Below are 23633 nucleotides of genomic sequence, written 5' to 3'. Positions count from 1 at the left end.
GCCATTTTGTTGACGGATCAAAGGGATGGTAGTGAGAGAATAACGTGGCGGAAGAGCTGTTGGCCGACCTTGGGGATCCCCTGATCGGGATTGGTTGGGCAGCCGGAATTCCGGACGGATGTGGGGCTTGGTGGGAATCGTGCGGTAGCGCATGGGGTCGATCGATAGGTATATTTTCCGCACGACGCTGGCGTCGTTTGCGCTGGTCCTGGTTAGCCTCACCGGCGTGATCTGGATTACGCAGGCGTTGCGCGGCATCGATCTGATGACGAGTCAGGGTCAGACCATCCTCACCTTCCTCGGCATCACCAGCCTAGTCATCCCGGCCCTGGTCCTGATCATCTCGCCGATCGCGCTGATGATCGCGATCTCGCACACGCTGAACAAGCTCGCGACCGATTCCGAGATCATCGTGATGAATGCCGCCGGCTTCTCGCCGTTCCGGCTGTTCTATCCGTTCTTCTATGCCACCTGCGTGGTGGCGCTGCTGGTTGCCTTCATCGCGGCCTATCTCGCCCCCGACGGCATGCGGCGGATCAAGCAGTGGGACGCCGAGATCACCGCGGACGTGCTCACCAACATCCTCCAGCCCGGCCGCTTCGCCCAGCTCGACAAGAACCTCACGATCCGGATCCGCGAGCGCCTGCCCGGCGGCATCCTCGCCGGCATCTTCATCGACGACCGCCGCGATCCGAACGAGCGCGTCTCGATCGTGGCCGAGCATGGCGAGGTCGTGAGGAACGACACCGGCTCGTTCCTGGTGCTGGAGACAGGCAATCTCCAGCGATTCGAGGCGGGCAAGCGCGATCCTGCGCTGGTGGCCTTCGGTCGCTACGGCTTCGACATGTCGAAGTTCTCGGGCCAGGGCCGCGACGTCACCCTCGGCATCCGCGAACGCTATCTCTGGGAGCTGTTCTCGCCGTCCGAGGACGATCCCGTCTACAAGCAGATTCCCGGCCAGTTCCGTTCGGCCCTGCATGACAGCATCTTGGCGCCGATCTATCCCTTCGCCTTTGCGGTACTGACCTTCGCCTTCCTGGGGGCGCCTCGCACCACCCGCCAGAGCCGCAATTTCTCGATCAGCTCCTCGATCCTCGCCGTGTTCGGCCTGCGCATGGCCGGATTCGCTTGCTCGGTGATGGCGGTGAAATCTCCGGGCGCGGTGCTGGTCCAATATGCGATGGTCATGAGCGCGATCGGCGTTGGGCTGTGGATGATTGTCGGCGGCCTCGTGGTCGAGCCGCCCCCCGGCCTGATGGAGGCCATCAACAGGTCGAACGCACGGATCGCGCGGCTGTTCGGACGCCCGGCCGCCGCATGAGCATGCTCACCAACACACTCGGGCGCTATTTCGCCGGCCGCTTCGTGGTGGCGGCGCTCGGCGTGTTCGCCAGCATCTTCCTGCTGCTGGTGCTGGTCGACTACATCGAGATGGTGCGCAAGACCTCGGGCCTCGCATCCGCCTCCGCGATCATGGTGGCCGAGACCTCGCTGTTCCGGGTGCCGCAGCTGCTGGAGAAGCTGACGCCGTTCTGCATGCTGATCGGCGCCATGACCTGCTATCTCGCCCTCTCCCGCCGGCTCGAGCTCGTGGTGGCGCGCGCCGCCGGCATCTCAGCATGGCAGTTCATCTCGCCGGCGCTCGGCAGCGCGCTCTTGATCGGGGTGATCGCCACCGTCGCCTACAATCCGATGTCGGCCAATCTGCGCGAGGCGTCCAAGCGCATGGAAGCCGAGCTGTTCGGCTCGGCGCCCGGCGGCGGCATCCAGGACGCCTCCGGCTTCTGGCTCAATCAGGTGACCAGCGACGGCCAGACGATCATCAATGCGGCGCGGAGCGAGCAGCAGGGCATCCGGCTCACGGGGCTCACGCTGTTCCGGTTTGACCCGGACCAGCACTTCAAGGAACGGGTCGAGGCGCGCGAGGCAACGCTCGAGGCCGGCCGTTGGCTGTTCAAGGGCGTCCGCCGCTTCTCGCTGGACGCGCCGCCGATCGAGCAGGCCAGCCTGGAGATTCCGACCACGCTGACCGAGGCGCAGGTCCGCAACAGTTTTTCCACACCCGAGACTGTGTCTTTTTGGCAACTACCGAGCTACATCCGCTCATCCGAAAGCTCGGGCTTCGCGACAGCCGGTTACCGACTCCAGTATCAGAAGCTTCTGGCACAGCCGTTTTTGCTTGCGGCCATGGTGATGCTCGCGGCCTCCGTGTCGTTGCGCTTCTTCCGGATGGGCGGCGTGCAGAAGATGGTTTTGAGTGGCGTGGGCGCAGGCTTTCTGCTCTACGTTCTGTCGAAAGTAACTGAGGATTTGAGCAAGGCTGAGTTGATGCATCCGATCGCTGCGGCGTGGTTGCCCGTTGTGGTGGGCGGCCTCACCGGCTTTTTGGCCTTGCTCTATCAGGAGGACGGATAGTGACTGCCGTCCACCGAGGGCTCGTGTCTCGTTTGACGCGACGCACGTTGGTGCGCGCGAACGGGTGCGGCCGGTCCATTCGCAGGCTCCTGATTGCTGTCGTCGCGGCGTCCTCGCTCGGCGGGTTGATCGGCGTTGCCGCCGTGGCACCGGCCCATGCCCAGAGCTTCACCTACAATCCGCTGCCGCCGCGTCCGAAGCCGCCGAAGGTCGCCAACGACAACCAGATGCTGGTTCAGGCGACCGAGGTCGACTACGACTACAACAATTCGCGCGTCTCCGCGGTCGGTAACGTCCAGCTGTTCTACAACGGCACCAGCGTCGAGGCCGACAGGGTCATCTACGACCAGAAGACCAAGCGGCTGCATGCCGAAGGCAACATCCGTATGACGGATGCCGACGGCAAGATCACCTATGCCGAGATCCTGGATCTCTCCGACGATTACCGCGACGGGTTCGTCGATTCGCTGCGCGTGGACACGGCCGACGAGACCCGCATGGCCGCGAGCCGCGCCGACCGATCCAGCGGCAACTACACGGTGTTCGAGAACGGCGTCTACACGGCCTGCGCGCCGTGCAAGGACGATCCGAAGAAGCCGCCACTGTGGCAGGTCAAGGGTGCGCGCATCATCCACGACCAGCAGGAGAAGATGCTGTATTTCGAGACCGCACAGCTCGAATTCTTCGGCGTGCCGCTCGCCTACATGCCCTATTTCTCGACGCCCGACCCGACCGTGAAGCGGAAGAGCGGCTTCCTGATGCCGGGTTATATTTCCGGCACGGACAACACAGGCTATGGGGTCGAGGTTCCCTATTATTGGGCGATCGCGCCCGACATGGACGCAACCTTCACCCCGCGCTTCCTGTCGCGGCAAGGCGTGCTGCTGCAGGGCGAATTCCGCCAGCGCCTGATCGACGGCGCCTACCAGATCCGCGCGTACGGCATCAACCAGCTCGATCCCGGAGCGTATGCCGGGCAGCCCGGCGACCGCGAGTTCCGCGGCGCCATCGACACCAAGGGTCAGTTCGCATTGAACGACAAATGGGTCTGGGGCTGGGACGGCGTCCTGATGTCCGACTATTATTTCTTCTCGGACTACCGGCTCTATCAATACCGCGATCCGCTCGGCTCGTTCCTGCTTCTGCCGACGGAAGCGCTGTCGCAGCTCTATTTGACCGGCGTCGGCAACCGCAGCTTCTTCGATGCGCGAACGATGTACTGGCTGAGCTATTCAGGTAACCAGAGCCAGGTGCCGATCGTCTATCCGGTGATCGACTACTCCAACGTGCTCAACTATCCCGTGTTCGGCGGCGAGTTCAGCTACAAGACCAATTTCGTGAACCTGTCGCGTGACACGGCGGTGTTCGATCCGATCACGACGGTCGCCAACACCAGCAGCCTGTGTACCACGGCGTCGGCCGATCCGCTGGCCCGTACGCCCTCGCAGTGCCTGCTGCGCGGCTTCCCCGGCACTTACACCCGCCTCACGGCGGAGGCGCAGTGGCGCAAGTCCTTCACCGATCCGCTCGGCCAGATATGGACTCCGTTCGCCAGCCTGCGCGCCGACGCGATCAACTCCTCGGTCTCCAACCAGCCCGGCGTGTCGAATTACCTGCCCGTCGGCGACACCCAGGCGTTCCGCCTGATGCCGACCGTGGGCCTGGAGTACCGCTATCCCTTCATCAACATTCAGCCCTGGGGCTCGACCACCATCGAGCCGATCGCGCAGATCATCATCCGCCCGAACGAGACCTACGCCGGCAAGCTGCCGAACGAGGACGCCCAGAGCATGGTGTTCGACACCTCGAATCTGTTCAGCGTGGACAAGTTCTCCGGCTACGACCGCGTCGAGGGCGGCGGCCGCGCCAATGTCGGCGTGCAATCCACCACGCAGTTCGACCAGGGCGGCGCCGTCAAGGTGCTGTTCGGCCAGTCCTATCAGCTGTTCGGCCTGAACTCCTACGCGGTCCAGGACAGCATCAATACCGGCCTGGATTCCGGCCTCGACAAGCCACGGTCCGATTACGTCGCGAGCGCCAGCTATTCGCCCAACAGCACCTACACGTTCAGCGTCCGCTCCCGCATGGACGAGCAGACCTGGAACGTGCAGCGCTTCGAGGCGGAAGGTCGCGCCAACTTCAATCGCTGGTCGGTCAGCATGATGTACGGCAATTACGCGGCGCAGCCGGAACTCGGCTATCTGACCCGCCGCGAGGGCATCCTGACCACAGGCTCGCTGAAGATCGCGACCAACTGGGTGGTGTCGGGCTCGGCGCGCTGGGACCTCGAGGCCAACAAGATCAACCAGTATGTGGTCGGGGCCGGCTATGTCGACGATTGCTTCGTGCTGGCGGCGAACTATGTAACTTCGTATAGCTATTCCGCGGGCACCGCACCGCCCGTGCTGAGCCACGCGTTCATGTTGCAAATCGGCCTGCGCACGCTGGCGAATTCGTCGACGACCAGCGGTTCCTCCGGCCTCCAGTGAACGGTTTGAAGTGCCGGCCGCGTTTGCCACATCACGACGCGGTTGACCTGCGAGCGACATCATGACGACTCCATTACCTGTCTTCCGCCTCCTTCTCGCCATCGGTGCCGGCCTGATGCTGACCGCTCTGCCCTCGCCGTCGCGCGCGCAGAACATCGTCGTCATGGTCAATGGCGACCCGATCACCGATTTCGACATCGAGCAGCGCTCCAAGCTCGACCATCTGACAACGCAGAAGACCCCGAGCCGCCAGGAGGTCATCAACGAGTTGATCGACGACAGGGTGAAGCTCAAGGAAGGCAAGAAGTACGGGGTCGACCCCGGCGTCTCCGACATCAACCAGTCCTATGAAGGCATGGCGCAGCGCATGCGCATCACGCCGGATCAGCTCACCAAGTCTCTCGAATCCAAGGGCGTCCGACCCGAGACGCTGAAGGGCCGCATGAAGGCCGAGATGGTCTGGACCAGCCTGGTGCGCGGCCGTTACAAGGAGCGTCTCCAGGTCGGCGAGCGCGACGTCGCGCAGGCCGTGCAGGCCCAGACCGGCGAGAAGCTCCAGGTCGAGGGCACCGAATACAAGATGCAGCCGATCGTGCTGATCGTGCCGCGCGGCTCGTCCCCAGCGTTCCTGGAAACGCGGAAGAAGGAAGCCGAGACCTATCGCGCGCGCGTCGGGAGCTGCGAGGAGGCCAATTCGCTGTTCCGCTCGACGCCGAACGCCACCATCCGCGACACCATCACCAAGACCACCGCGGAGCTGCCCGAGCCGCTGCGAAAGGTGCTCGACGACACCCCGATCGGCCACCTGACCGCACCCGAGGTAACCAAGGCGGGTATCGAGATGGTGGTGCTGTGCTCGCGCAAGCCGACCATGATCGACACGCCGAAGAAGCGCGAGGTTCGCGAGAAGATGTATCAGGAGAAGTACGAGAAGACCCAGAAGGCCTATCTCGACGAACTCCGCAAGGCGGCGATGATCGAATACCGCAACCGCTGATGGCCAAGCCCCTCCTAGAGCCTTCCGCCAAGTCCGCAGCCGAGTCCGCAGCCAAGCCCCTTGCCCTGACCCTGGGAGAGCCCGCCGGCATCGGCCCCGACATCACGATCGCGGCCTGGCTGAGGCGTCGTGAGCTGAACCTGCCAGCCTTCTACCTGCTTGGCGACGAGGCGCTGATCGCGCGGCGCGCCAAAGCGCTCGGCGCCGACATCAGGATCGCCGCGGTGAGCGCCGGTGAGGCCGTTTCCGCCTTCACCGATGCCCTGCCCGTGGTGGCGACCGGCGAGCGCGCGACCGCCGAGCCCGGCAAGCCCGACGCATCCAGCGCGCCGGCTGCGCTCGCCTCGATCCGTCAGGCGGTCATTGACGTGCGCGCGGGCCGCGCCGGCGCCGTCGTCACCAACCCGATCGCCAAGAGCGTGCTCTACCGCGCCGGCTTCCGTCATCCCGGCCACACCGAATTCCTCGCCGAGCTTGCCGCAGAGAACGGCCGCGTGCCGCAGCCGGTGATGATGCTGTGGTCGCCACAGCTCGCCGTGGTGCCCGTGACCATCCACGTCTCGATGCGCGATGCGCTGGCCCAGCTCACCAGCGCCCTGATCGTTTCGACCGTACGCATCGTCGCCACCGAACTGAAGTCCCGCTTCGGCATCGCAAAGCCGCGCATCGCGATCTCCGGCCTCAATCCGCATGCCGGCGAAGACGGATCGCTCGGCCACGAGGAACAGACCGTCATCGCACCGGCGCTGAAAGTGCTGCGCGACGACGGCATCGAAGCCAGAGGCCCGCTGCCCGCCGACACCATGTTCCACGAGGCAGCGCGACAGACCTACGACTGCGCGGTCTGCATGTATCACGACCAGGCGCTGATCCCGATCAAGACGGTCGCCTTCGACGATGCCGTCAACGTCACCCTCGGGCTGCCCTTCATCCGCACCTCGCCCGATCACGGCACCGCCTTCGACATCGCCGGGACGGCCAGGGCCAATCCGGCGAGCCTGATCGCGGCGCTCAAGCTTGCGAGCCGCATGGCCGCTTCCCAAAGCTGATGGGCGCGATCGACGACCTCCCGCCGCTGCGCGAGGTCATTCGCCAGCATGCGCTGTCGGCCAGGAAATCGCTCGGCCAGAACTTCTTGCTCGACCTCAATCTGACCGCACGCATCGCGCGTGCGGCCGCGCCGCTGGACGAGGCGACGATCGTCGAGATCGGCCCCGGCCCGGGCGGGCTGACGCGGGCGCTGCTCGCGCTCGGCGCCCGCCGCGTCATCGCCATCGAGCATGATGAGCGCGCGATCCCCGCCTTGCAGGATATTTCGGCGCGCTATCCCGGCCGGCTCGAGATAGTGCATGGCGACGCCATGACCTTCGATCCGCGCCCGCTGCTCTCGGGCGAACGCGCAAAGATCGTCGCCAACCTGCCCTACAACATCGCGACCCAGCTTCTCATCAACTGGCTCACCATCGAGCCCTGGCCGCCCTGGTACGAGATGATGGTCCTGATGTTCCAGCGCGAGGTCGGCGAGCGCATCGTGGCGCGCGAGGACGAGGAGGCCTATGGCCGGCTCGGCGTGCTCGCCAACTGGCGCTGCGAGACCAGGATCCTGTTCGACATTGCGCCGTCCGCCTTCGTGCCGCCGCCGAAGGTCACCTCCTCCGTCGTGCGCCTCGTGCCGCGCTCGGAGCCGTTGCCCTGCGATCGCAGGCTGCTCGAGCAGGTCGCCGCCGCCGCGTTCGGCCAGCGCCGCAAGATGCTGCGGCAAAGCCTGAAGTCGCTGGGCGTCGATCCCGCACGGCTGGCGAGCGCCGCCGGCGTCGACGCGACGCGGCGCGCCGAGACCATTCCGATTCCGGGCTTTGTTGCCATGGCGCGCGAATTGGCCGATATACGCAGCGAAGCAGCATGATCCGGACCCGAAGGGCCGCGTTGGCACAAAGTGCGAAGCGGTTTTTCGAAACAGATCATGCTCAAACAATGAACTAATTTCGGAGGAAGGAATATGGCGTTGATGCGTCGGCAATCCCTGGTCAAGTTCGATGCGCCGCTGTGCGAGACCATCGTGGACACGCCCAAACCGCAAGGCCGCGAGGTGCTGGTGCGCATCGAGCGCTGCGGCCTCTGCCATTCCGACCTGCACATCCAGGACGGTTATGCCGATCTCGGCGGCGGCAAGAAGCTCGACACCACGCGCGGCATGACGCTGCCCTTCACGCTCGGCCACGAGATCGCCGGCGTCGTCGAGGAAGTCGGCCCGGACGTCGCGGCCAGCCTCGTCGGCGCCAAGAAGGCCGTCTTCCCGTGGATCGGCTGCGGCCAGTGCCGCGATTGCCAGAACGGCGACGAGAACCTCTGCGTCAAGCAGCGCTTCCTCGGCGTCTCCATCGACGGCGGCTTCGCCACCCACGTGCTTGTGCCCGACGCGAAATATCTGCTCGACTACGATCCCCTTCCCGTCAACCAGGCCGCGACCCTGATGTGCTCCGGCGTCACCGCCTACGGCGCGCTCAAGCGCCTGGTCGACCGTCCGCGCCAGCGCAACCTCTTGCTGATCGGCCTCGGCGGCGTCGGCATGATGGGCCTGTCGTTCGCGCAGGCGATGTTCAAGCAGCCGATCACGGTCGCCGACCTCTCACCGGCCGCGCGCGACACCGCGCTGAAGAACGGCGCGGCCGTCGCCTACGACCCGGCCGAGCCTGACGTCATCAAGCGCATCCTCAAGGAGACCGAGGGCGGCTTCGACGAGATCGTGGATTTCGCCGGCAACGAGAAGTCGATGGCGTTCGCGGTTGCGGTCGCCGCGCGCGGCGGCAAGATCGTGGTCTCCGGCCTGATGGGCGGCCAGTTCACGCTGCCGATGGTGCAATGGGTCTACAAGCGCATGACCATCGAAGGTTTCATGGTCGGCACGCTCAGCGAGGCTCACGAGCTGATGGCGCTGGCACGCGCCGGCAAGATCAAGCCGACTCCGATGCGCGAAGAGCCGATGGGCGACGTGCAGAAATGGATCGACGAATTGCGTGCCGGCAAGGTCGTCGGCCGCATCGTGCTGAAGAACTGACTCACTCCGCGGCGGGCCTGACGGAAGTCTCGCCCGCCGCACGGAACGCCTTCGGCCCGGCCGCGTTGGCAGCCATGTCCATTCGCTGCACCGTCGAGAGCGCGTTCTTCATTGCCTGGAGTTGCCTGGAGACGAGCGGCGAGCTCGGTCCGCCGGACGAGAGTGCAAACTTCCTGCTCGACGCCATCGAAGCGCAGCTCAGGACCGGTGAACGCCGGCAGTTGATGCTGGCGAACAAGGCGATCGATGCCTACCGCGCGCACGCCGCGCTGAGCCGATCTTCGCGTGACTGCGAAGCGCACTTCGGATGAATGATCATCGCCATCCCTCGGACACGCCCGGCTCGGGCAACCGTAGAGGGCTAATGCCCTCCGTCTCATGCGCGCGGCGGCGACTGCCGCTTCAGGTGCAGATAGACAGGACTAAAATCCCCGAGCCGCTGCAATTCACGCCATTTCAGCACGATCAGCTCGCCCTCGCGCAGGTCCATGGCTCCACTCCGCCTGAGGTCGGCGAGCGTCCGGTTCACCGTCGCGATCGCCATGCCCAGCGTCTCGCCGAGCTGGGCCAGGCTGATCGGCACGCGGCAGCGATTGCCGCGCACCAGCTGCGCGGCGCGGGAGCGGTAGAACAGCTCGCAGAACAGGTGCGCCATGCGCGCCTGCATCGGCCGCGCGCTGTTGTTGGTGATGGCCTCGCGAAAGATCGCGGCATCGAGCAGCGTCTCGCGCCAGACCGCCAGCCCGAATGTCGGCCGCCGCCGGAACGCGATGAACAATTCGCGATGCGGGATGAAAGCGACTGAAGCCGGACCCAGCGCGCAGAGCCCATGATCCATCTGGTCGATGAACAGGCCCTGGGAGTCCGGCAGATCGCCGGAGAGATGGAACGCGAGATACTGCCGGCCCCCGCTCCCAAGCAGATGGTAGCGTGCGACCATGCCGGAAACGACCAGCGCCGAATGTTCGGGCTCATCGCCCTGACGGATGAAATCCTCGTTGGGCGCGAAATCACGCTGCGTGAAGGTGAGCGCCCGGATTTCGGCAATATCCTCCCTGCCAGAGCGGTATGCTCGGAGAGGTTCCGGATCAGCACGTCGTGAGCTTCTTCCATGGGGCCGCCAAAAATCCCGCCGGTTCTATCAAATGATACGTCTGGCCTGGGTTCAGCGGACTAGAACGCTGGTCGGCAGCATGGGTTGCTAACCGGCTTGCGACGCATCGGATCGCAGCCACACATTTCATGATTTCGGACCGAGCCGACCTTCTCATGCCCTACGACCATCCTGGAGCGCATCCGCGGCCTGTTCGCATCTGACACGGGCGGGCACCTCGACAGCATCAGCGACGCCCTCCTCGAGGGAACGTTGCAGGAGCCGTCCCGCCCGATGTCGGATCAGGAGCTGGCCCGTGCCATTCGCGAGTTCCGCTCCGTGTCGGGCTCGGACCGGACCATCGCAAGACTCTCGCGGCGCCTGCTCGAAGCGTCCAAACGGGACGTCTGAAGCGCGCCACTCGTCTCATGCCGCATCCGAAATTCATCGCACGTCTCCAGGCGATCGAAGGTCTGTCCGAGGACGAACGCCGGCAGATCGCAGGCTTGCCGTCCACGCTGCGCCAGGTCGCGGATGGCGAGGTCGTGCTGCACCAGGTGAGGCCGCTTCACGCTGTGTCTTCGTCGTCAGCGGCTTCCTCTACCAGGCCCGCATCGTCGGCGATCGCAGCCAGATCCTCGCCTTCCACGTTCCCGGCGACATGCCGTGCCTGCACACCCTGCTGGTCTCGCCGATGGAAGCGGACCTCGTCGGGCTCGGCCCGACCATCGTCGGCACCGTCGCGCACAGCCAGCTCCGCCAGCTCCTCGACGGCTCGATCCACCTGACCCGCGCCTTCTGACGCGAGACGCTGATCGACGCGGCGATCTCGCGGCAATGGATCGCGCACCTCGGCGCACAGGCTGCGCTGCCCAAGCTCGCGCATCTCCTCTGCGAGCTCTCAGCAAGGCTGGAGATCGTCGGCCTCGTCAAGGACGGCAGTTTCCAGATGCCGATGACGCAGCGGCACGTTGCGGACGCCTGCGAGCTCTCGATCGTCCACGTCAATCGCACCATCCAGGAGCTGAGGCATCGTGGATTGATCGCATGCGAGGGCAGCGAGATCGAGCTGCTGCAGCCTGAGGAGCTGCGCAGGCTGGCGGATTTCAGGCCCGACTATCTGAGCTGAGCGCGGCGGCATACGATGCGGCTAGCTCGTGCGTCGAATTTCCTCCCGCTGGGTCTCGACCTCCTCGGCGTCCTCGTCATCCACCTTCATCAGCTGGTCGCGGCCAGCGGCCTTGAGCAGTTCGTCGAGCTTGGCGTGAATCGCCTGCGTATCGCGGTGCTCGGCACGCTGGATCACAAGCGTCATGCCCCATGTCGCCAGCGTCGCGAACGAGTGCCATTCGAGCCCGTTGCCCAGCGTGATCCAGGCGATGCCATAGGCCAGGAAAACGGCAAACGCGGCCGGGCGCGAGGTGGCGACGCCGATCTCGGTGAGCCAGCCTTTTGACTTCGGAAGAGACATGTGCGGCAACTCGCTTGGAGCGCCGGCGTTCCCGGGGATGCGTCGAGCACGCGCGCATCCAATCCTTCACGATCGCGGCGGCCGCGTCCGCCAGTGTTGGACCAGCGCGCCGCCGGATCCGAGGACAGGGTCTGTCTTCGGCTTGCGGACCCTGGCGATGCGCCTGGCGGCGTCAGGACGCTCCCGGGTGTCGGTGCACTCGTCGTACGTGCCGTCCCGCGGGTACGCTCCGACGACAAGAAAGTCCTGGCTGGACTCGATCAGCCGGTGTCCCGTGCCCGCGGCAGGATCAGAACGTCACCGGCTTTCACATTCAGGATGCGGCCCCTGATGCCGCCGCATTCGATCCAGGCCGTGCCGCGCGCCACGCCCATCACTTCATGGATCTGCGAATGATAGTGGACAAAGTCGTACACGGTGTCGCGCCACGACCGGCCCCAGCCGTTCGTGTCGAACAGCGTGTCAATGACGACTTCCGGCGGAAAACGCCGGCCCTTCAGCTTCACTGCCCCGCGATAGAGCAGCACCGGAACTCTCGGATTGTTCGGCACGATGCCATCGTCACGAAAATGGATGGCTGTCGGTTTCCGGGCCCGAACCAGCGCCCGCAGCGTCGCCCCATCGGGACGCTCCTCCACGAGCTTCCTGGCAAAATTCTTGATCTGATCCTTGACCGGCATGCTTTCTGCCTTTGCGCAGGACTATCTCGATTACGTCCGCACTCCCGCCAATGGTTATTTCTCCCGGTCGCTCGACATCGACAAAGGCAAGTTTTCGTTCAAACCTCCCGGGCCTGATTAGGCCTAAGTTCAACGGTGTTCGGCGCTGACTTTGGGGAGGGCGCATTTTCCCGACTCGCCCAGAGCGCCTAAGGAGCGCGGCACGATCAGGCGGCGCCAGCCGCCTCGTGAATTAGTGCCTGCCGCCGCGCAGATAGGTGCTAGGTGCCAGTCGTGATGTCATCACGCGTAGCCACAGCGTTCGACGGCGCGCTCAAAAAAACACTCCGAGCGCGGGCAAATGTGAATTATATCACTATTACCTTTCTCCTTTTGGCCTACGGTTCAACGTGTGATTGAGCAATTGGAGTAGTATCTTAGGCCGCGTTGGAGGCTGCAATGGGCATTGTACTGTCTTCCAGTTATTGGGTCGTTCCTGCTCTGCTGCTCCTGGTCGTCGCCTGGAATAAGTTCAACAGCCCGCCGACGAATCGCTCGGGAACAACTTTCGCGCTGTTCTCCTTCGGAGCCACATTCTATTACGCATTGATACTAGCACTTTGGCTCTTGGTCTCAGTGAGTGGCATTGGTTTCGGCAGGCTTGTATCGCTCGCAAATTCAGCGTCGCAAGCGCAACTTGTCGAGTACGCTCCCATTTTCGCAGCGCTCATCATTGTTGTTGCGTCGCAATTTCCCCGAGTGGACCGAATTGATACCACGGCGCGAACGTTCTGCTTTAGCCTCGCAGCTATTCCGCGCGAAGCCGATCGGCTATCAGTCGAACTAGCAAATACCGACTTTGAGCCACCGACGGAGCAGCTTCGCCGACAAGTCACAAAGTTTATTTCTGAGAACATCAATTCTAAGGCCGTGAATTTTAACAGAGACGGCACGCTTTCCGCCCGCTTCACGAGGGCTGTAGTTTTGCATCGACTTTTTATTCGGCCAAAGGACGATCTTACCCCACTGGCATTTTCCACGAGCGCCCACGGCAAATCCGCCTATTCTGCAATCATGAACGTCCACGAGACGATAGCGCATCGCGCAAATGCTCGGTACGAAGAGATGATACGTGAGGGCCTCGCCTATTTCACTTCTCCCCATCCAGCGAAGGAACTCGAAGAGGCTCTCAGCAAGACCACTACGGAATTATCGAACCTCGTTTGCAGCCTAATCGCGCGCTATGTCCTCTATTGCGACGTGACTCGGGGGGCTCGACGGCAGCGACTCTCGAGCATGGGTTTTGACGCCACGCACCCTACACCGACCTTTGGTCCGGACCAATGGGCTGCAACAATAGTCGCTGTGGTAATACTGAGCATCGTTACGATGGTTTTGATGCCCGGATCCAAGCATCTTGGAGCCCCTAAGATTCTGACAATTGCGATCACCTATGCGGTCTCGATCGGATTTGCCGTCATGGCCGCTGTCGTTGTTGCGCAACGCTTCATAGAACATCACGAAGGAGAAAAACCAGCATATCCACCATTCGGCGAGTTGTTGGTCGCAGCCCTCATCGTCATTGGACTGTCGATCGCTGTAAGAATCACAATTCCACTCGTCCCCGCTTTTATCGAAGGTAACAGTACTGGAGCAGCACTGCAGGACGTCGTTAGTCAGTTTCGGGAAAGGCTACCAGGGATCATTACCCCATTCATGTGTACGATCTCCCTCGGCCTCCTTTGCTCCTATGTTGACCTTTGGGGCGGAACCTCAGTTCGAGTTGCGATGGTTGGTGCAATTGGAAATGGGCTCGCATTTTCGGTGGCAGGCTTTCTTGTAGGAACGATGCTTGACCCCAGCGTGCTGGCTCAGTTCTTCGACCTGCATCCAGATCAAGCAAGGCTCATTATCATCGCCAACACCGGAATAACCGGGGCGGTGATCGGCGTCATGGTGCTCACGGCGTTCAGAAAGTCGGAGTATGCGCGCAAAAAGGATGACGCAGCGCATGCCCTTTTGGAAACGTCATTACCAGTGGGGGGACTTGAACCTCCTGTCCCATCGTCATCCCATAGCGCTGCCAAACATCTCGGCGCATACTCACGCGTGAATGTGGAGGAGTTGGAGGGAAGTTATGTCTGCTTCCGTCCAGGCTTCACTGTGGCCAACCTCATTACCGCGTACCTTGTCATCATTCGCTGGGACGAAGCCGAGTCTTGCCTTATGTTCGAGGAGCAAGGCCGTGCTGACGCTTCGCACACGCAAAAGGGGCGTATCTATATCCCTGATGGCTCTCCGTTCATCAACCTCATGACAATTGAAAAAGGCGCGGTACGCCTGATAACGGTATCCCGTCCAAACGAACAAGAACCTGCTCGTGGCCTCGTTATGACGTTATCGAATCCGCGTGGGATGCATTTCACGCCGGCGAATGCTCCAATTGTGCTAAGACGTGTCGCGGGCGAGATACCTCGACTTGGCTTTCTCCGGCCGGACTCACCTGACTATGAATCCTACCGTCGAGAACTCGAAACGGTGATCCCCGCCTTCGGTTTGTTGAGCATGGTTCCACGACCAGTCGCCGAGCCCGAGCTGGGTTCTTCTAGATCGGCGGAAGACGTTCACCTGTCCATCGTGAGGTGATCGGGCGTGGCGGCGACGTCATCACGTTCACGCAGACTGAGATCAAAGCGTCCAGCCTCGTCAGCAACGAGCTAAGATCACGCCTGAGCTTTGGCGAAAGGCCAGCATTGTTTGAGTTCCTCGACGCGACGCGCAAGGGGGCCTTTCCCGCGGCCGACGCAAATCGGCCGCGTGTCGATCCGGCTTTTGAAGGCACGAGGTTTGCTAGCCGAAATTCACTAGACTAGGCCGCTGCGCCAGTCCCCCAGGCGTTCTATATGTTCGCTCCTGAGCGCACCTCGCGGAGATAAAGAGCTTTGGAGCGGCGATACCGGCAATCTCCGGAAATCCCGGAGGCTGAAGACCAAGTTTTCAACGCCCGAACATCCGTTGTGTGCACTTTGGAACCGTCGGTTCCGCCGCGGAAACGTAGTTTCCCGCGGGCGCCGATTCCCGGCCCGCCCAAGCAACAGCCATGACGAAGAGGACGGCAACGCCACGTTCGTGCGGGATCTCAAAATGACGCACTTATGAAGCTTGCGATGATGACAGCGCTTACAGAACGCTTCCCATCGTGGACCAGAAGATCGCACGATCAAGCGCGGCGAGGCGCCTTGAGATGGCATCTCGCCTGGTCCTGATCAGAGATCCGGTTCAGATAGAATCTCAGATGCTATGGATCTTGCCGGTCGTCCATTCGCTCCGACCAACAGACCGCCGGCATGGGTTCATATTCTCAAGCCCCGAGTTTCCTAGCGGCAGGGACCTTCCATGTGCCGTTGATGATGGAAGGATTCGTTTCCCTTGGCCAATACATGCGCAGCATGAGTATGAAATCCCCCTCGGGCGCCGGCAGCCAATTTGATTCCTTGTCTTTACCCGGAGAGTCCTTCTGGATGTAGAGCTCAGTCGAGCCATCCGCGTTCTTCTTCAGGTCTTCGCGAGCGCTGATCGAGTATCGGTTAATCGGATTCTTCACGAAGAAATAGCCGCTGTCGTACATTGTCAGCGACCAGAATCCCTCGGTGGGAGGCAGCTGCCCCTTGGGAAACCGCATGATGTACTTGTTGGCGCCATTGTATTTGCGGCCGTCTGCATCCTTTTGCGAAGTCGGGTAGACCGCATCCTGCGGACGGTTCGCGCCAAGCCCAATCGCAGTCACTAGCGCGCGCATCAGATAGTCGGTGCCGTAGATCCCGGTTTTCGTCGTGAACGCGAAGCCGTTTTCGTCCGTGATCGCCTTGTTCACCTTGAACTGAAGCATGATCCTGTCGAACGACACCTCCGGGACGCGCCTCAGGAAATCCGCCTTCAGCTTGCCCGCGTCGAAATCCTGTCCGGGGACGATGCCGATGCGGGCAAATTTGGCAAGCTGGGGTGCGTCCGCGGCGCTCGGCGGGTTGGTCTTCATTAACTCGCACAGCAGCTTGAAGTACGACGCCGCGTCCATACGGTTGACTTGATCGCGCACCGCCGTCTTCATGTCGATCGACGCATCGACCTTTCCCGGCGGCGGCGTGTACGGCTTGCCATAGGCGCTGAGCGGGACGAGTTTGCACTCATCCTGTAGCTTGTGCACGGCGGCGTAGTCCTCCGCCGTGCCGGTGCAGTAGATGCGACCGAGCAGCCACACAATGCTCGTAGGCGATTTGTATTCCTTCACGCCGGCCGGCAGCGTGCCTTTCCATCCTGGGCCGGTGATCGCGTAGGTCTGCGCACCAGTGCCGGTGGTGCGCTTGCCGGGGACCTGAAATACCGTCGTCCAGCCGTCGAGCATCGGCATCAGGAAGTAGCGCCCCTTCATGTCGGGAATGCTGAGAACCCAGGGCTCTTTCCCAACATCGAAGAAGGAAGTCGTATACAACGTGTCGGCGTTCGGCGCAGTGACATCCCGAAACGAAGCGTCAGGATATTGGCGCAGCTTGATGATGTGGCCCATCGGCCCCCGCGTGCCCACAGGCTCGGCGACGTTGGTGATGATACGGCGCGTCATCTCCATCGTTACCAGAGGATAGCCAAAGATGTAGGCATCGCTCGCGAGCCAGAAATCCTCCATGCCTTCCCCGACGCCAAGAAACGAGTCCTGGGCGAGTGCCGATCGTGCGGAGGCCACTCCTGCGAACAGGCCCATTCCGCCAAATGCCAGGGATCGACGGGTGATGGTCATCGTTGTCTCCTTCCTGTTGTGAGACGAATGACGGATAATTTTGCGGCTCTCTTCTCTAGGAGAAGCCGTTCAGAGCGTTTGTGGCAATTCGGCTGCGGCGCCGACAATCGTCATCAATAGCAAGGCGGATAAGGGTAGTATCCGCACCGGGGGGCGTAATAAGGATACGCCGCAGCGCCGGCCACAGCGGCCGCTCCTGCGAAGGCACCGCCGCGGTAGAACGCTCCGCGCCAGGCCGTACGGCGGGCGACGCCGGCAAAGGACAGCGGCGTGAATGGCCGGCCAATAATGTCGATAAAGACGGAAGCGGGTCCATCCGCTCCAGCGAGATCGCCTTCGAGTACGTCGACATCGAAAGTCAGCTTGTCGCCCTCAAGCTTTGGAGATTTCAGTACGACAACGGCATCGACCACCGATGATCCATCCTTCTTGAATCCAGATACGGTGGCATTCGGGGGATCCTTCGCGAAATTGTCGCTGCCGTTACCCCAATCTTCGACAATTCGTGACGTAAGATCGTGCCCGGCAGCGCGAACAGGCCGATCGGAAAACACGATCGCATTCGGTGAAACTCCCGTCAGCACCAATTCACCCTCCTTCAAACTCGCGCCGCGCGAGTTGAGAACAAAGAGCGACGGGACCACTTCTGGCTTCGCCTGACCTATGGATTTCTCGAGCGGAATGTGCGGCTTGTTCTTAGCCGGAGATTGAGCAAGAAGTTTCTGCGGGAGAGCCACGAAACCAGCGGCACAGACCGCGATCAGGGCAAAGCGAACCATCATGATGGTCTTCTCCTTTGCAGGCTGGCCGCTCTTCTGCGATTAGCCACTGAGCAATTCAGGTATCCGCTCGAGCGATGCTTGCGTAGATGGAAGGGACTTTCCTGGCGAAATTCCAGTTACACTTTTCAACTCCGGCAGCGCCGCCTTGCAAATTAATGGGTGGGGCGCCTCTCCCGCGTCCACGACGCTTTCGGCGCCGCAGGGCTCTCCGCATTTCGCGCCAACTCAGATCGCGCGTCTTGCCATTTCGCGCCAATCGTCAGGGCTGTTCAAAGGCTAATTGGGTGAGAACGGTCGGCGAGGATGCAACCGGTAGTGCTTGCGGCCAAGTTGCTGCCGCCGATAGACGACAGGTTGAATTTCATCAAACGCGAAAAGGAGCGGCTAAAGCTGCTCGCGTTGGTACAACCGAGGAATTTCGCGATATCTGACAAGCTCTTACTCGAATCGGCGAGCAAGCGGCACGCGATCTTCAAGCGGACCTCGGCTAGCATTTTACTGTGGCTAGTGCCTATGCGTTCGAGATGACGCTGCAATGTGCGCCCACTGATTTTAAGCGCATGGGCTGTACTATCGAGGCTTGCGTCACCGTGTCGCAGTGACGCAACAATGGCAGCGCGGACTGCCCTGGACGAAGGCAAGCGGACGGCTCTCATCGGTTGGCGTGAGGCGCGAAGCCCATGCTCCCTCAATGGAAACTCGCATGCGGAGACTACGGGCAATTGCAAGGCGCATCTGGCCATCAGACGCCAAAATTCTTTCGTCAATGGAAGTGGTCGACACCCGAAGTCTCTTTGGAAGGATCCGCGGCAAACAAAAAACCAAGAAAGAACCGCGTCCGACTGATAATTTGAGCGCGACAACAGCCGGACGACCATGTTGTTGCCGCTGCCACTTAGCGAACTCGTTTTAGGACTCTCAAGTCTGGTCGAGGTGCAGCAATGCCGACGATCCATTTGACACGCTGTCAGCACCTTAGTCCTTTCGCGGACATTCTGAATGGTCTTGGCGCGCCAACCGTTTCGCTGCTGGAAAGGTTTCGGCTACCCGCTTCATTGGAGGAAAAATCAGATTACTACATCCCGATTCTTCCTGCGATAGAATTTGCCCAGTTTGCCAGTAGCTCGCAGGGCATCGAGGATTTCGGATTCCACGCCGCCAGGACACTACATTTCGGCCACCTTAGCAAAAGGACCCGGCATCTGATCGGTCATTCTCCGACATTGCTTGTCGCGCTACAACAAGCCTGCAAATGGGCATCGCTCGAAGACTCGAATTTGAGCAATTGGCTCGAGCATCACGACGATCATGTGCGCTATTGCAGCAGGCTTGACGGAACCAAGGGACTTCAGCATCTCGAACATTCACAGTGGCTTCAAATCGCTTTTCCGATTTTCATCATCCGCCAATTCGCCGGATCGGACTGGGCTCCCGCAACTATCGCGTTTGAAGCCCGATACACGCCAAGTCGAGCTTGTCAGTCTTTCTGGACAAAATCGCATTTCCTGTCCGGTCAAGAAGCATCGTGGATCGACGTGCCTGTTTCGCTCTTGGGGCTACCCAACAGGACGAACGAAACTCCTCCTGATCTGAAGAGCGCCCCCGTCGAACATCCGAGCTTTGGCTTCATCCAAACACTGAAGCTGATGCTTCCGTCCTACCTGGACGAGCGACCTCCGGTGCTCGCTGAAATCGCGGAAATGGCAGGAGTCAGCGCGCGTAGCCTTCAACGCGAGTTCTCCCGCGCCGGCATCACGTATTCGGGGCTGCTGGACGCGGTCAGGTTTGACAACGCCAGGAAGCTCTTACGAGATACGGATTCCAAGATCATTGAGGTTGCGTTCGCTTCTGGCTACGCAGATCCTGCCCACTTTACCCGCGCCTTCCGCAGGGTTGCCGGCGTCACGCCTGGGCAATTTCGCGAACAGTGGAGACCTCGGTAACCTTCCCAGGAAGCCGTCCTGCCCAAGTTCAAGGTGTGCTTCGGTCACAAGCGGCGGTCGAGGCGAGCACGGCCCCACGTCCGGGTTACCGCCGATAGCCGACGTCGCACGCCGGTGTCGTTCAGGTCCCGCACAAATGAACTATCGACACCTCAGATCAAAAGCAGAAGCGCGCACTGAGCCGGCGGGCGCCGAGGTCCGCCTTGGACACTTGCTGGCAGCGCAGCAGCAGGACGACGCCCGCGACCCGTCGGGCAAAACACCCCCGTCAACCCCTCGTCGCACAAATATTTTACTTTTCCGAATTTCGGATTTGTGACATACACCCGTCATCCCGGCCCTCGCCAGAGGGGCGCTTCGCGATCGTCACGAGATGCGGGCCGGGTGGCGGTGGACGCGGCAGCGCCGGCGCGGATTGCGTAGTGACAGGGCGGGCAACCGTGAGTCCTCACGCGACGCGGTACGACACGGCGCTGTAACAGCGGTCTCGTTGACGTCTGGGGCGAGCACACGCGAGTCCCGGACGACCCGGCGAGACAGTCCGCGGACGGAGAAGTCGTGTGGTCCTGACGCCCGGGGTCTGTGCGTCAAGTCCTGCGGTGATGTGGCGGCCCGACCGGGTGCGCGCATCAGCCATTCTCGCAAGACGACGGGGGCAATAGTGCATCGCTCCCCGGGGAGAGCACGAAGGACACCGTTAAAACCATCCGCGCAGGGAAGGCCGGGCGTTCGGCCAACCCGTGGTCCACCCCGTGTGCATTTTCGTAGCGCACGGACATGCGGGCGCCGCCGGCGCCCGGCCTTCCCTGCGCCCTTTGGCCTCCATCGGGCGATGTGACGAAGCAAGCCTCGGGCAACATGTGCCGCGGGAATGCAAGGCCATGGCCGCTGTCGGTCAGCCGATTGGCGCCACGGCATAGGGAACTTCAATGCGCAGGACGAGGCCAGACGGCGCCAACTCTCGTTGATCCGGAACCTCGATCTGCACAGAGCGTCACATGGGCGAAACCGTATGCCGCCGCGGAACGAACGCGCCGCAAGCCCGATTCAAGCCACATCCTCTCCGGATTTGCGGCTCATTGCCACCCAACTCTTTGACGAGAAGGGCTTGTTGAGAGTTGCGTCATGCGTAACCGGGAGACCAGGATGGGCAACCGAACCGCAAAATTCGTATCTGCGCTCGTTGGCGGCATCATTGCCGGCGCGCCACTGGCTGCCGTGTCGCAGAACGCGCCGGCCCCACCGAGCGCGGCCAGCGCGGCTTCCGATTGCCTCGCTGCGCCAAAGGGCGCCGCGCCGCAGGGACAGCACTGGTACTACCGCCTCGAACGCACGACCAAGCGGCAATGCTGGTACCTCCGTGCCGCCGGCGACAAGGACAGCGCGAAAACCGCACAGACCGCGCAGGCCACGAGCGATACTCCGACGACGGATGCGCCGGCGCCGCAGCAGCACGCGGCGCAGGACGCGCGCGCCGAATATCTGACGCCGCGGAGCGGCGCCGCCCCGAAGACGCCGAACGCGCCCGCGCAAGCCGCCGCCGCGACACTGGTACAACAAGCCGCGGAGCAGACCGCTGACGGCAACGCGCAGCAACCCGCCGGCGCTACGCCCTGGCCCGATGTCTCCGCAGCGTCCGCTCCGCCTGCGCCGCCGGCACCAACCGTCGTCGCCGCGCCCGCGCAGCCGGGCGCAAAGCCGTCAAAATCCACATCCCCGGTGGCGCTTGCTGCCGCAGACGGCAGCACGGCCGACAAGCCGACCGGCTCGCTCCAGACGCTGCTGCTCGTGATCGGCGGCGCGCTGGCGCTCGCCGGAATCCTCGGCAGCGTCATTTACCGCTTCGCCGGCGCGCGCGTCCGCCTCCAGTCCGCCGACCGTCACGGACATTGGGGCGATTGGGAGATGCAGACCCAGGACGGAAGCCGTGCGCCCTGGCACGATTCGGCGCCGGCCGACGCCCGGCCGCCGCACCCCATCGACTTCGATGCGGTACGTCCGCAGCCGAAAAAACAAGTGACGAAACTCGCCGCGATCGGCCGCGAGATGGAGCTGATCGACGCGCGCAGGCAACGTGCCGCTGCCCCGGCCGAACCCGTCGGGGTCAGAAGAGACAAGGTCGAGACGAAGGCGGTCGACAGGAAAATCGAGACCGTGGCCGCAGCTCCCCGGCTCGCCGCAAACGAGATCGGCGAGAATCGCGATGACGCGCCGGCAGGTCGTGACGCCGATGCCGTCGACATCGACGTCATCACGACGATGCTCGAACAGCTGGCGAAGGAAGGGCCGCGCCTGTCGCGGCCTAACCTTGAAGCTGACCTTGCAAACTTCGCACGAAGCCTACGAGGCCAATCCGCCGCTCGCGCTTGAGGCGTTCGGCCTTCAGGATCGACTGCACCTCGGAGAAGGCCTCGTCGACGTCGTGGTTGATCACGATGTAGTCGTACTCGGCCCAGTGGCTCATCTCGTGGCTGGCACGGCTCATGCGCATTCGGATCACCTCGTCGGAATCCTGTGCGCGCGAATGCAGCCGCTTCTCGAGATCGGCCGCCGAGGGCGGCAGGATGAAGACGCTGACGACGTCCTCGCGGGCCTTGTGCTTCAATTGCTGCGTGCCCTGCCAGTCGATGTCGAACAGCACATCCTGCCCGGCCGACAGCGCCGCCTCGACGGGACCACGCGGCGTGCCGTAGCTGTTGTCGAACACCGTCGCCCATTCCAGGAGCTCGTCGGCCTTCACCATGGCATCGAACGTGGCCTTGTCGACGAACGTATAGTCCTTGCCGTTGACCTCACCCGGGCGCATCGGCCGCGTGGTCGCCGAGACCGACATTTTCAAGCCCGGCATCCGCTCGATCAGCAGACGCGACAGTGTGGTCTTGCCCGCGCCCGAGGGCGAGGACAGCACGAACATCAGTCCGCGCCGCTCGACACCGTCAGTTCCGTGACCGCCCGTCGTCATCGATCACTCCAGGTTCTGGACCTGCTCGCGGAACTGCTCGACCACGTTCTTCATGGCCAGCCCCGTATTGGTCAGCTCGATGTCGTTCGACTTCGAGCAGCAGGTGTTGACCTCGCGGTGAAACTCCTGCGCCAGGAAGTCGAGCTTGCGCCCCATCGAGCCGCCCTTGCCGATCAGCTCGCGCGCCTGCGCGATGTGAGAGGCGATGCGGTCGAGCTCCTCGCGGATATCGGCCTTGGTCGCGATCAGGATCGCCTCCTGCATCAGGCGGTCCGAATCGAAACGGTCGGAGGTGTCGAGCAAGGCTGCAATCTGCTCGGCGAGCTTCGCCTTGATCGCCTCGGGCTTGCGGCCCGGCGCAGCTTCCGCCTTGCTCGCAAGCTGCTCGATCTCGTCGACACGCTGGGTCAGGATCTGCCCAAGCGAAATCCCCTCGCGCCTGCGCATCTCGACGAGGTCGGCGAGCGCCTTGTCGAAGGCTTCGGCCGCAGCGGCACGCGCGGCCTTGTCCTCCTCCTCGTCGCCCTCGGGCTCGGCGATCTCGACCACGCCCTTGATGGCGAGCAGGCCGTCGATGCTCGGCGCCACCGCGTCGACTTTGCCGGAGATCACCGCGGCGGCCTTGAGGACTGCATTGAGCACGTCCTCGTTGATGCGGACCGTGGCGGCCGCATTGGTGCGCTTGACGTTGAGATTGGCGTAGACCGTTCCGCGCGACAGAAGCTCGCCGGCGCGCTTCTTGGCGTGGGCCTCCAGCTCCTCGAACCCCTGAGGCAGCCGCACCCTGAGGTCAAAGCCCTTGGCGTTGACCGACTTCAATTCCCATTCGAACGTGTACGGCCCGCTCGCGCCGTGGCTTCGGGCAAAGCCGGTCATGGACGACAGCGCCATCGGTTCAGATTCTCCAGGAACACGGGATTCGCGAGGCTATCAAGCCACGCGAATCTTAAGACTATTTTGCCGGAAAGTGGA

At 62.6% G+C, this 23633-nt stretch carries 20 protein-coding genes and 1 pseudogene; 12 read left to right on the top strand and 9 right to left on the bottom strand.

What is annotated here, in order from left to right; translation table 11 throughout:
- The first annotated feature begins 151 nt into the window (after positions 1–151).
- From lptF to ACSHT2_RS00820, 8 genes are all read left to right on the top strand, one after another.
- Positions 152–1321, top strand: a complete 1170-nt coding sequence (gene lptF, locus ACSHT2_RS00855; protein ID WP_440639969.1) for an LPS export ABC transporter permease LptF — start codon at positions 152–154, stop codon at positions 1319–1321.
- The gene (gene lptG, locus ACSHT2_RS00850; RefSeq protein WP_028178692.1) at positions 1318–2415 is read left to right on the top strand and encodes an LPS export ABC transporter permease LptG; all 1098 of its coding nucleotides are present in this window, start codon (positions 1318–1320) and stop codon (positions 2413–2415) included. The genes lptF and lptG overlap by 4 nt, the downstream gene beginning before the upstream one ends.
- Before the next feature lie 50 nt (positions 2416–2465).
- A complete protein-coding gene (locus ACSHT2_RS00845; RefSeq protein ID WP_440643016.1) occupies positions 2466–4904 on the top strand; it encodes an LPS-assembly protein LptD in 2439 nt (812 codons plus the stop codon).
- A gap of 61 nt (positions 4905–4965) precedes the next feature.
- Positions 4966–5901 (top strand): peptidylprolyl isomerase, encoded by a 936-nt coding sequence (locus tag ACSHT2_RS00840; protein ID WP_440639968.1) that lies wholly within the window; start codon positions 4966–4968, stop codon positions 5899–5901.
- The gene (gene pdxA / locus ACSHT2_RS00835) at positions 5901–6950 is read left to right on the top strand and encodes a 4-hydroxythreonine-4-phosphate dehydrogenase PdxA (RefSeq protein ID WP_440639967.1); all 1050 of its coding nucleotides are present in this window, start codon (positions 5901–5903) and stop codon (positions 6948–6950) included. Before ACSHT2_RS00840 ends, pdxA begins: the two co-directional genes overlap by 1 nt.
- On the top strand, positions 6950–7807 hold the full coding sequence (gene rsmA, locus ACSHT2_RS00830; protein ID WP_319329333.1) for a 16S rRNA (adenine(1518)-N(6)/adenine(1519)-N(6))-dimethyltransferase RsmA: 858 nt from the start codon (positions 6950–6952) through the stop codon (positions 7805–7807). Before pdxA ends, rsmA begins: the two co-directional genes overlap by 1 nt.
- A gap of 93 nt (positions 7808–7900) precedes the next feature.
- Entirely contained in the window at positions 7901–8959 is a 1059-nt protein-coding gene (locus ACSHT2_RS00825; RefSeq protein WP_440639966.1) for an alcohol dehydrogenase, read from the top strand.
- 74 nt (positions 8960–9033) lie between these two features.
- Positions 9034–9270, top strand: coding sequence for a hypothetical protein (locus ACSHT2_RS00820; protein ID WP_440643015.1), 237 nt, complete (start codon positions 9034–9036; stop codon positions 9268–9270).
- A gap of 65 nt (positions 9271–9335) precedes the next feature.
- Here ACSHT2_RS00820 and ACSHT2_RS00815 read toward each other — a convergent pair.
- Positions 9336–10072 (bottom strand): annotated as a pseudogene (locus ACSHT2_RS00815) (Crp/Fnr family transcriptional regulator).
- 548 nt (positions 10073–10620) lie between these two features.
- Positions 10621–10938, bottom strand: coding sequence for a hypothetical protein (locus ACSHT2_RS00810; RefSeq protein ID WP_440639965.1), 318 nt, complete (start codon positions 10936–10938; stop codon positions 10621–10623).
- On the opposite strand from ACSHT2_RS00810, the gene ACSHT2_RS00805 reads away from it, so the two are divergent.
- Positions 10864–11181 (top strand): Crp/Fnr family transcriptional regulator, encoded by a 318-nt coding sequence (locus ACSHT2_RS00805; RefSeq protein WP_440643014.1) that lies wholly within the window; start codon positions 10864–10866, stop codon positions 11179–11181. The genes ACSHT2_RS00810 and ACSHT2_RS00805 overlap by 75 nt on opposite strands.
- A gap of 21 nt (positions 11182–11202) precedes the next feature.
- Here the strand turns inward: ACSHT2_RS00805 and ACSHT2_RS00800 are convergent, their stop codons facing one another.
- Both ACSHT2_RS00800 and ACSHT2_RS00795 read right to left on the bottom strand, forming a co-directional pair.
- Positions 11203–11523, bottom strand: coding sequence for a low affinity iron permease family protein (locus ACSHT2_RS00800; RefSeq protein WP_440639964.1), 321 nt, complete (start codon positions 11521–11523; stop codon positions 11203–11205).
- A gap of 260 nt (positions 11524–11783) precedes the next feature.
- Positions 11784–12203, bottom strand: a complete 420-nt coding sequence (locus ACSHT2_RS00795) for a hypothetical protein (protein ID WP_440639963.1) — start codon at positions 12201–12203, stop codon at positions 11784–11786.
- Between the two features lie 438 nt (positions 12204–12641).
- On the opposite strand from ACSHT2_RS00795, the gene ACSHT2_RS00790 reads away from it, so the two are divergent.
- Positions 12642–14828 carry a hypothetical protein gene (locus tag ACSHT2_RS00790; protein ID WP_440639962.1) on the top strand — a complete coding sequence of 729 codons (2187 nt, stop codon included), beginning with the start codon at positions 12642–12644 and terminating at the stop codon, positions 14826–14828.
- A gap of 715 nt (positions 14829–15543) precedes the next feature.
- Here ACSHT2_RS00790 and ACSHT2_RS00785 read toward each other — a convergent pair.
- The 3 genes from ACSHT2_RS00785 to ACSHT2_RS00775 all read right to left on the bottom strand — a co-directional run bounded on the left by ACSHT2_RS00785 (position 15544) and on the right by ACSHT2_RS00775 (position 18412).
- On the bottom strand, positions 15544–16974 hold the full coding sequence (locus ACSHT2_RS00785) for a DUF1254 domain-containing protein (protein WP_440639961.1): 1431 nt from the start codon (positions 16972–16974) through the stop codon (positions 15544–15546).
- A gap of 113 nt (positions 16975–17087) precedes the next feature.
- A complete protein-coding gene (locus ACSHT2_RS00780; RefSeq protein ID WP_440643013.1) occupies positions 17088–17753 on the bottom strand; it encodes a hypothetical protein in 666 nt (221 codons plus the stop codon).
- Between the two features lie 272 nt (positions 17754–18025).
- Entirely contained in the window at positions 18026–18412 is a 387-nt protein-coding gene (locus ACSHT2_RS00775) for a helix-turn-helix domain-containing protein (RefSeq protein ID WP_440639960.1), read from the bottom strand.
- A gap of 285 nt (positions 18413–18697) precedes the next feature.
- Here ACSHT2_RS00775 and ACSHT2_RS00770 point away from each other — a divergent pair, with 285 nt between their 5' ends.
- Both ACSHT2_RS00770 and ACSHT2_RS00765 read left to right on the top strand, forming a co-directional pair.
- Positions 18698–19699: a helix-turn-helix domain-containing protein gene (locus tag ACSHT2_RS00770; protein ID WP_440639959.1), complete on the top strand. Its 1002-nt coding sequence runs from the start codon at positions 18698–18700 to the stop codon at positions 19697–19699.
- Between the two features lie 1146 nt (positions 19700–20845).
- Entirely contained in the window at positions 20846–22069 is a 1224-nt protein-coding gene (locus tag ACSHT2_RS00765) for a hypothetical protein (protein ID WP_440639958.1), read from the top strand.
- On the opposite strand, the gene gmk is transcribed toward ACSHT2_RS00765, so the two are convergent.
- Positions 22002–22661, bottom strand: a complete 660-nt coding sequence (gmk, locus tag ACSHT2_RS00760) for a guanylate kinase (RefSeq protein ID WP_440639957.1) — start codon at positions 22659–22661, stop codon at positions 22002–22004. The genes ACSHT2_RS00765 and gmk overlap by 68 nt on opposite strands.
- Before the next feature lie 3 nt (positions 22662–22664).
- On the bottom strand, positions 22665–23552 hold the full coding sequence (locus tag ACSHT2_RS00755; protein ID WP_440639956.1) for a YicC/YloC family endoribonuclease: 888 nt from the start codon (positions 23550–23552) through the stop codon (positions 22665–22667).
- Between the last annotated feature and the right edge of the window lie 81 nt (positions 23553–23633).

Source organism: Bradyrhizobium sp. PUT101 (assembly GCF_052043945.1).
In the GTDB taxonomy this organism is placed as follows: Bacteria; Pseudomonadota; Alphaproteobacteria; order Rhizobiales; family Xanthobacteraceae; genus Bradyrhizobium.
Note: the sequence above shows the minus strand (reverse complement) of the source record. Positions and strands in the feature narration are given on the sequence as shown.

Coding starts and splice junctions, on each gene's coding strand:
- ACSHT2_RS00795 (WP_440639963.1), bottom strand. CDS start 12,203: ATGCCGGTCAAGGATCAGATCAAGAATTTTGCCAGGAAGCTCGTGGAG.
- ACSHT2_RS00790 (WP_440639962.1), top strand. CDS start 12,642: ATGGGCATTGTACTGTCTTCCAGTTATTGGGTCGTTCCTGCTCTGCTG.
- ACSHT2_RS00765 (WP_440639958.1), top strand. CDS start 20,846: ATGGGCAACCGAACCGCAAAATTCGTATCTGCGCTCGTTGGCGGCATC.
- lptG (WP_028178692.1), top strand. CDS start 1,318: ATGAGCATGCTCACCAACACACTCGGGCGCTATTTCGCCGGCCGCTTC.
- lptF (WP_440639969.1), top strand. CDS start 152: ATGGGGTCGATCGATAGGTATATTTTCCGCACGACGCTGGCGTCGTTT.
- ACSHT2_RS00770 (WP_440639959.1), top strand. CDS start 18,698: ATGCCGACGATCCATTTGACACGCTGTCAGCACCTTAGTCCTTTCGCG.
- ACSHT2_RS00825 (WP_440639966.1), top strand. CDS start 7,901: ATGGCGTTGATGCGTCGGCAATCCCTGGTCAAGTTCGATGCGCCGCTG.
- ACSHT2_RS00775 (WP_440639960.1), bottom strand. CDS start 18,412: ATGAGAGCCGTCCGCTTGCCTTCGTCCAGGGCAGTCCGCGCTGCCATT.
- ACSHT2_RS00785 (WP_440639961.1), bottom strand. CDS start 16,974: ATGACCATCACCCGTCGATCCCTGGCATTTGGCGGAATGGGCCTGTTC.
- ACSHT2_RS00840 (WP_440639968.1), top strand. CDS start 4,966: ATGACGACTCCATTACCTGTCTTCCGCCTCCTTCTCGCCATCGGTGCC.
- ACSHT2_RS00800 (WP_440639964.1), bottom strand. CDS start 11,523: ATGTCTCTTCCGAAGTCAAAAGGCTGGCTCACCGAGATCGGCGTCGCC.
- pdxA (WP_440639967.1), top strand. CDS start 5,901: ATGGCCAAGCCCCTCCTAGAGCCTTCCGCCAAGTCCGCAGCCGAGTCC.
- rsmA (WP_319329333.1), top strand. CDS start 6,950: ATGGGCGCGATCGACGACCTCCCGCCGCTGCGCGAGGTCATTCGCCAG.
- ACSHT2_RS00820 (WP_440643015.1), top strand. CDS start 9,034: ATGTCCATTCGCTGCACCGTCGAGAGCGCGTTCTTCATTGCCTGGAGT.
- ACSHT2_RS00755 (WP_440639956.1), bottom strand. CDS start 23,552: ATGGCGCTGTCGTCCATGACCGGCTTTGCCCGAAGCCACGGCGCGAGC.
- ACSHT2_RS00780 (WP_440643013.1), bottom strand. CDS start 17,753: ATGGTTCGCTTTGCCCTGATCGCGGTCTGTGCCGCTGGTTTCGTGGCT.
- ACSHT2_RS00810 (WP_440639965.1), bottom strand. CDS start 10,938: ATGCGCGAGCTTGGGCAGCGCAGCCTGTGCGCCGAGGTGCGCGATCCA.
- gmk (WP_440639957.1), bottom strand. CDS start 22,661: ATGACGACGGGCGGTCACGGAACTGACGGTGTCGAGCGGCGCGGACTG.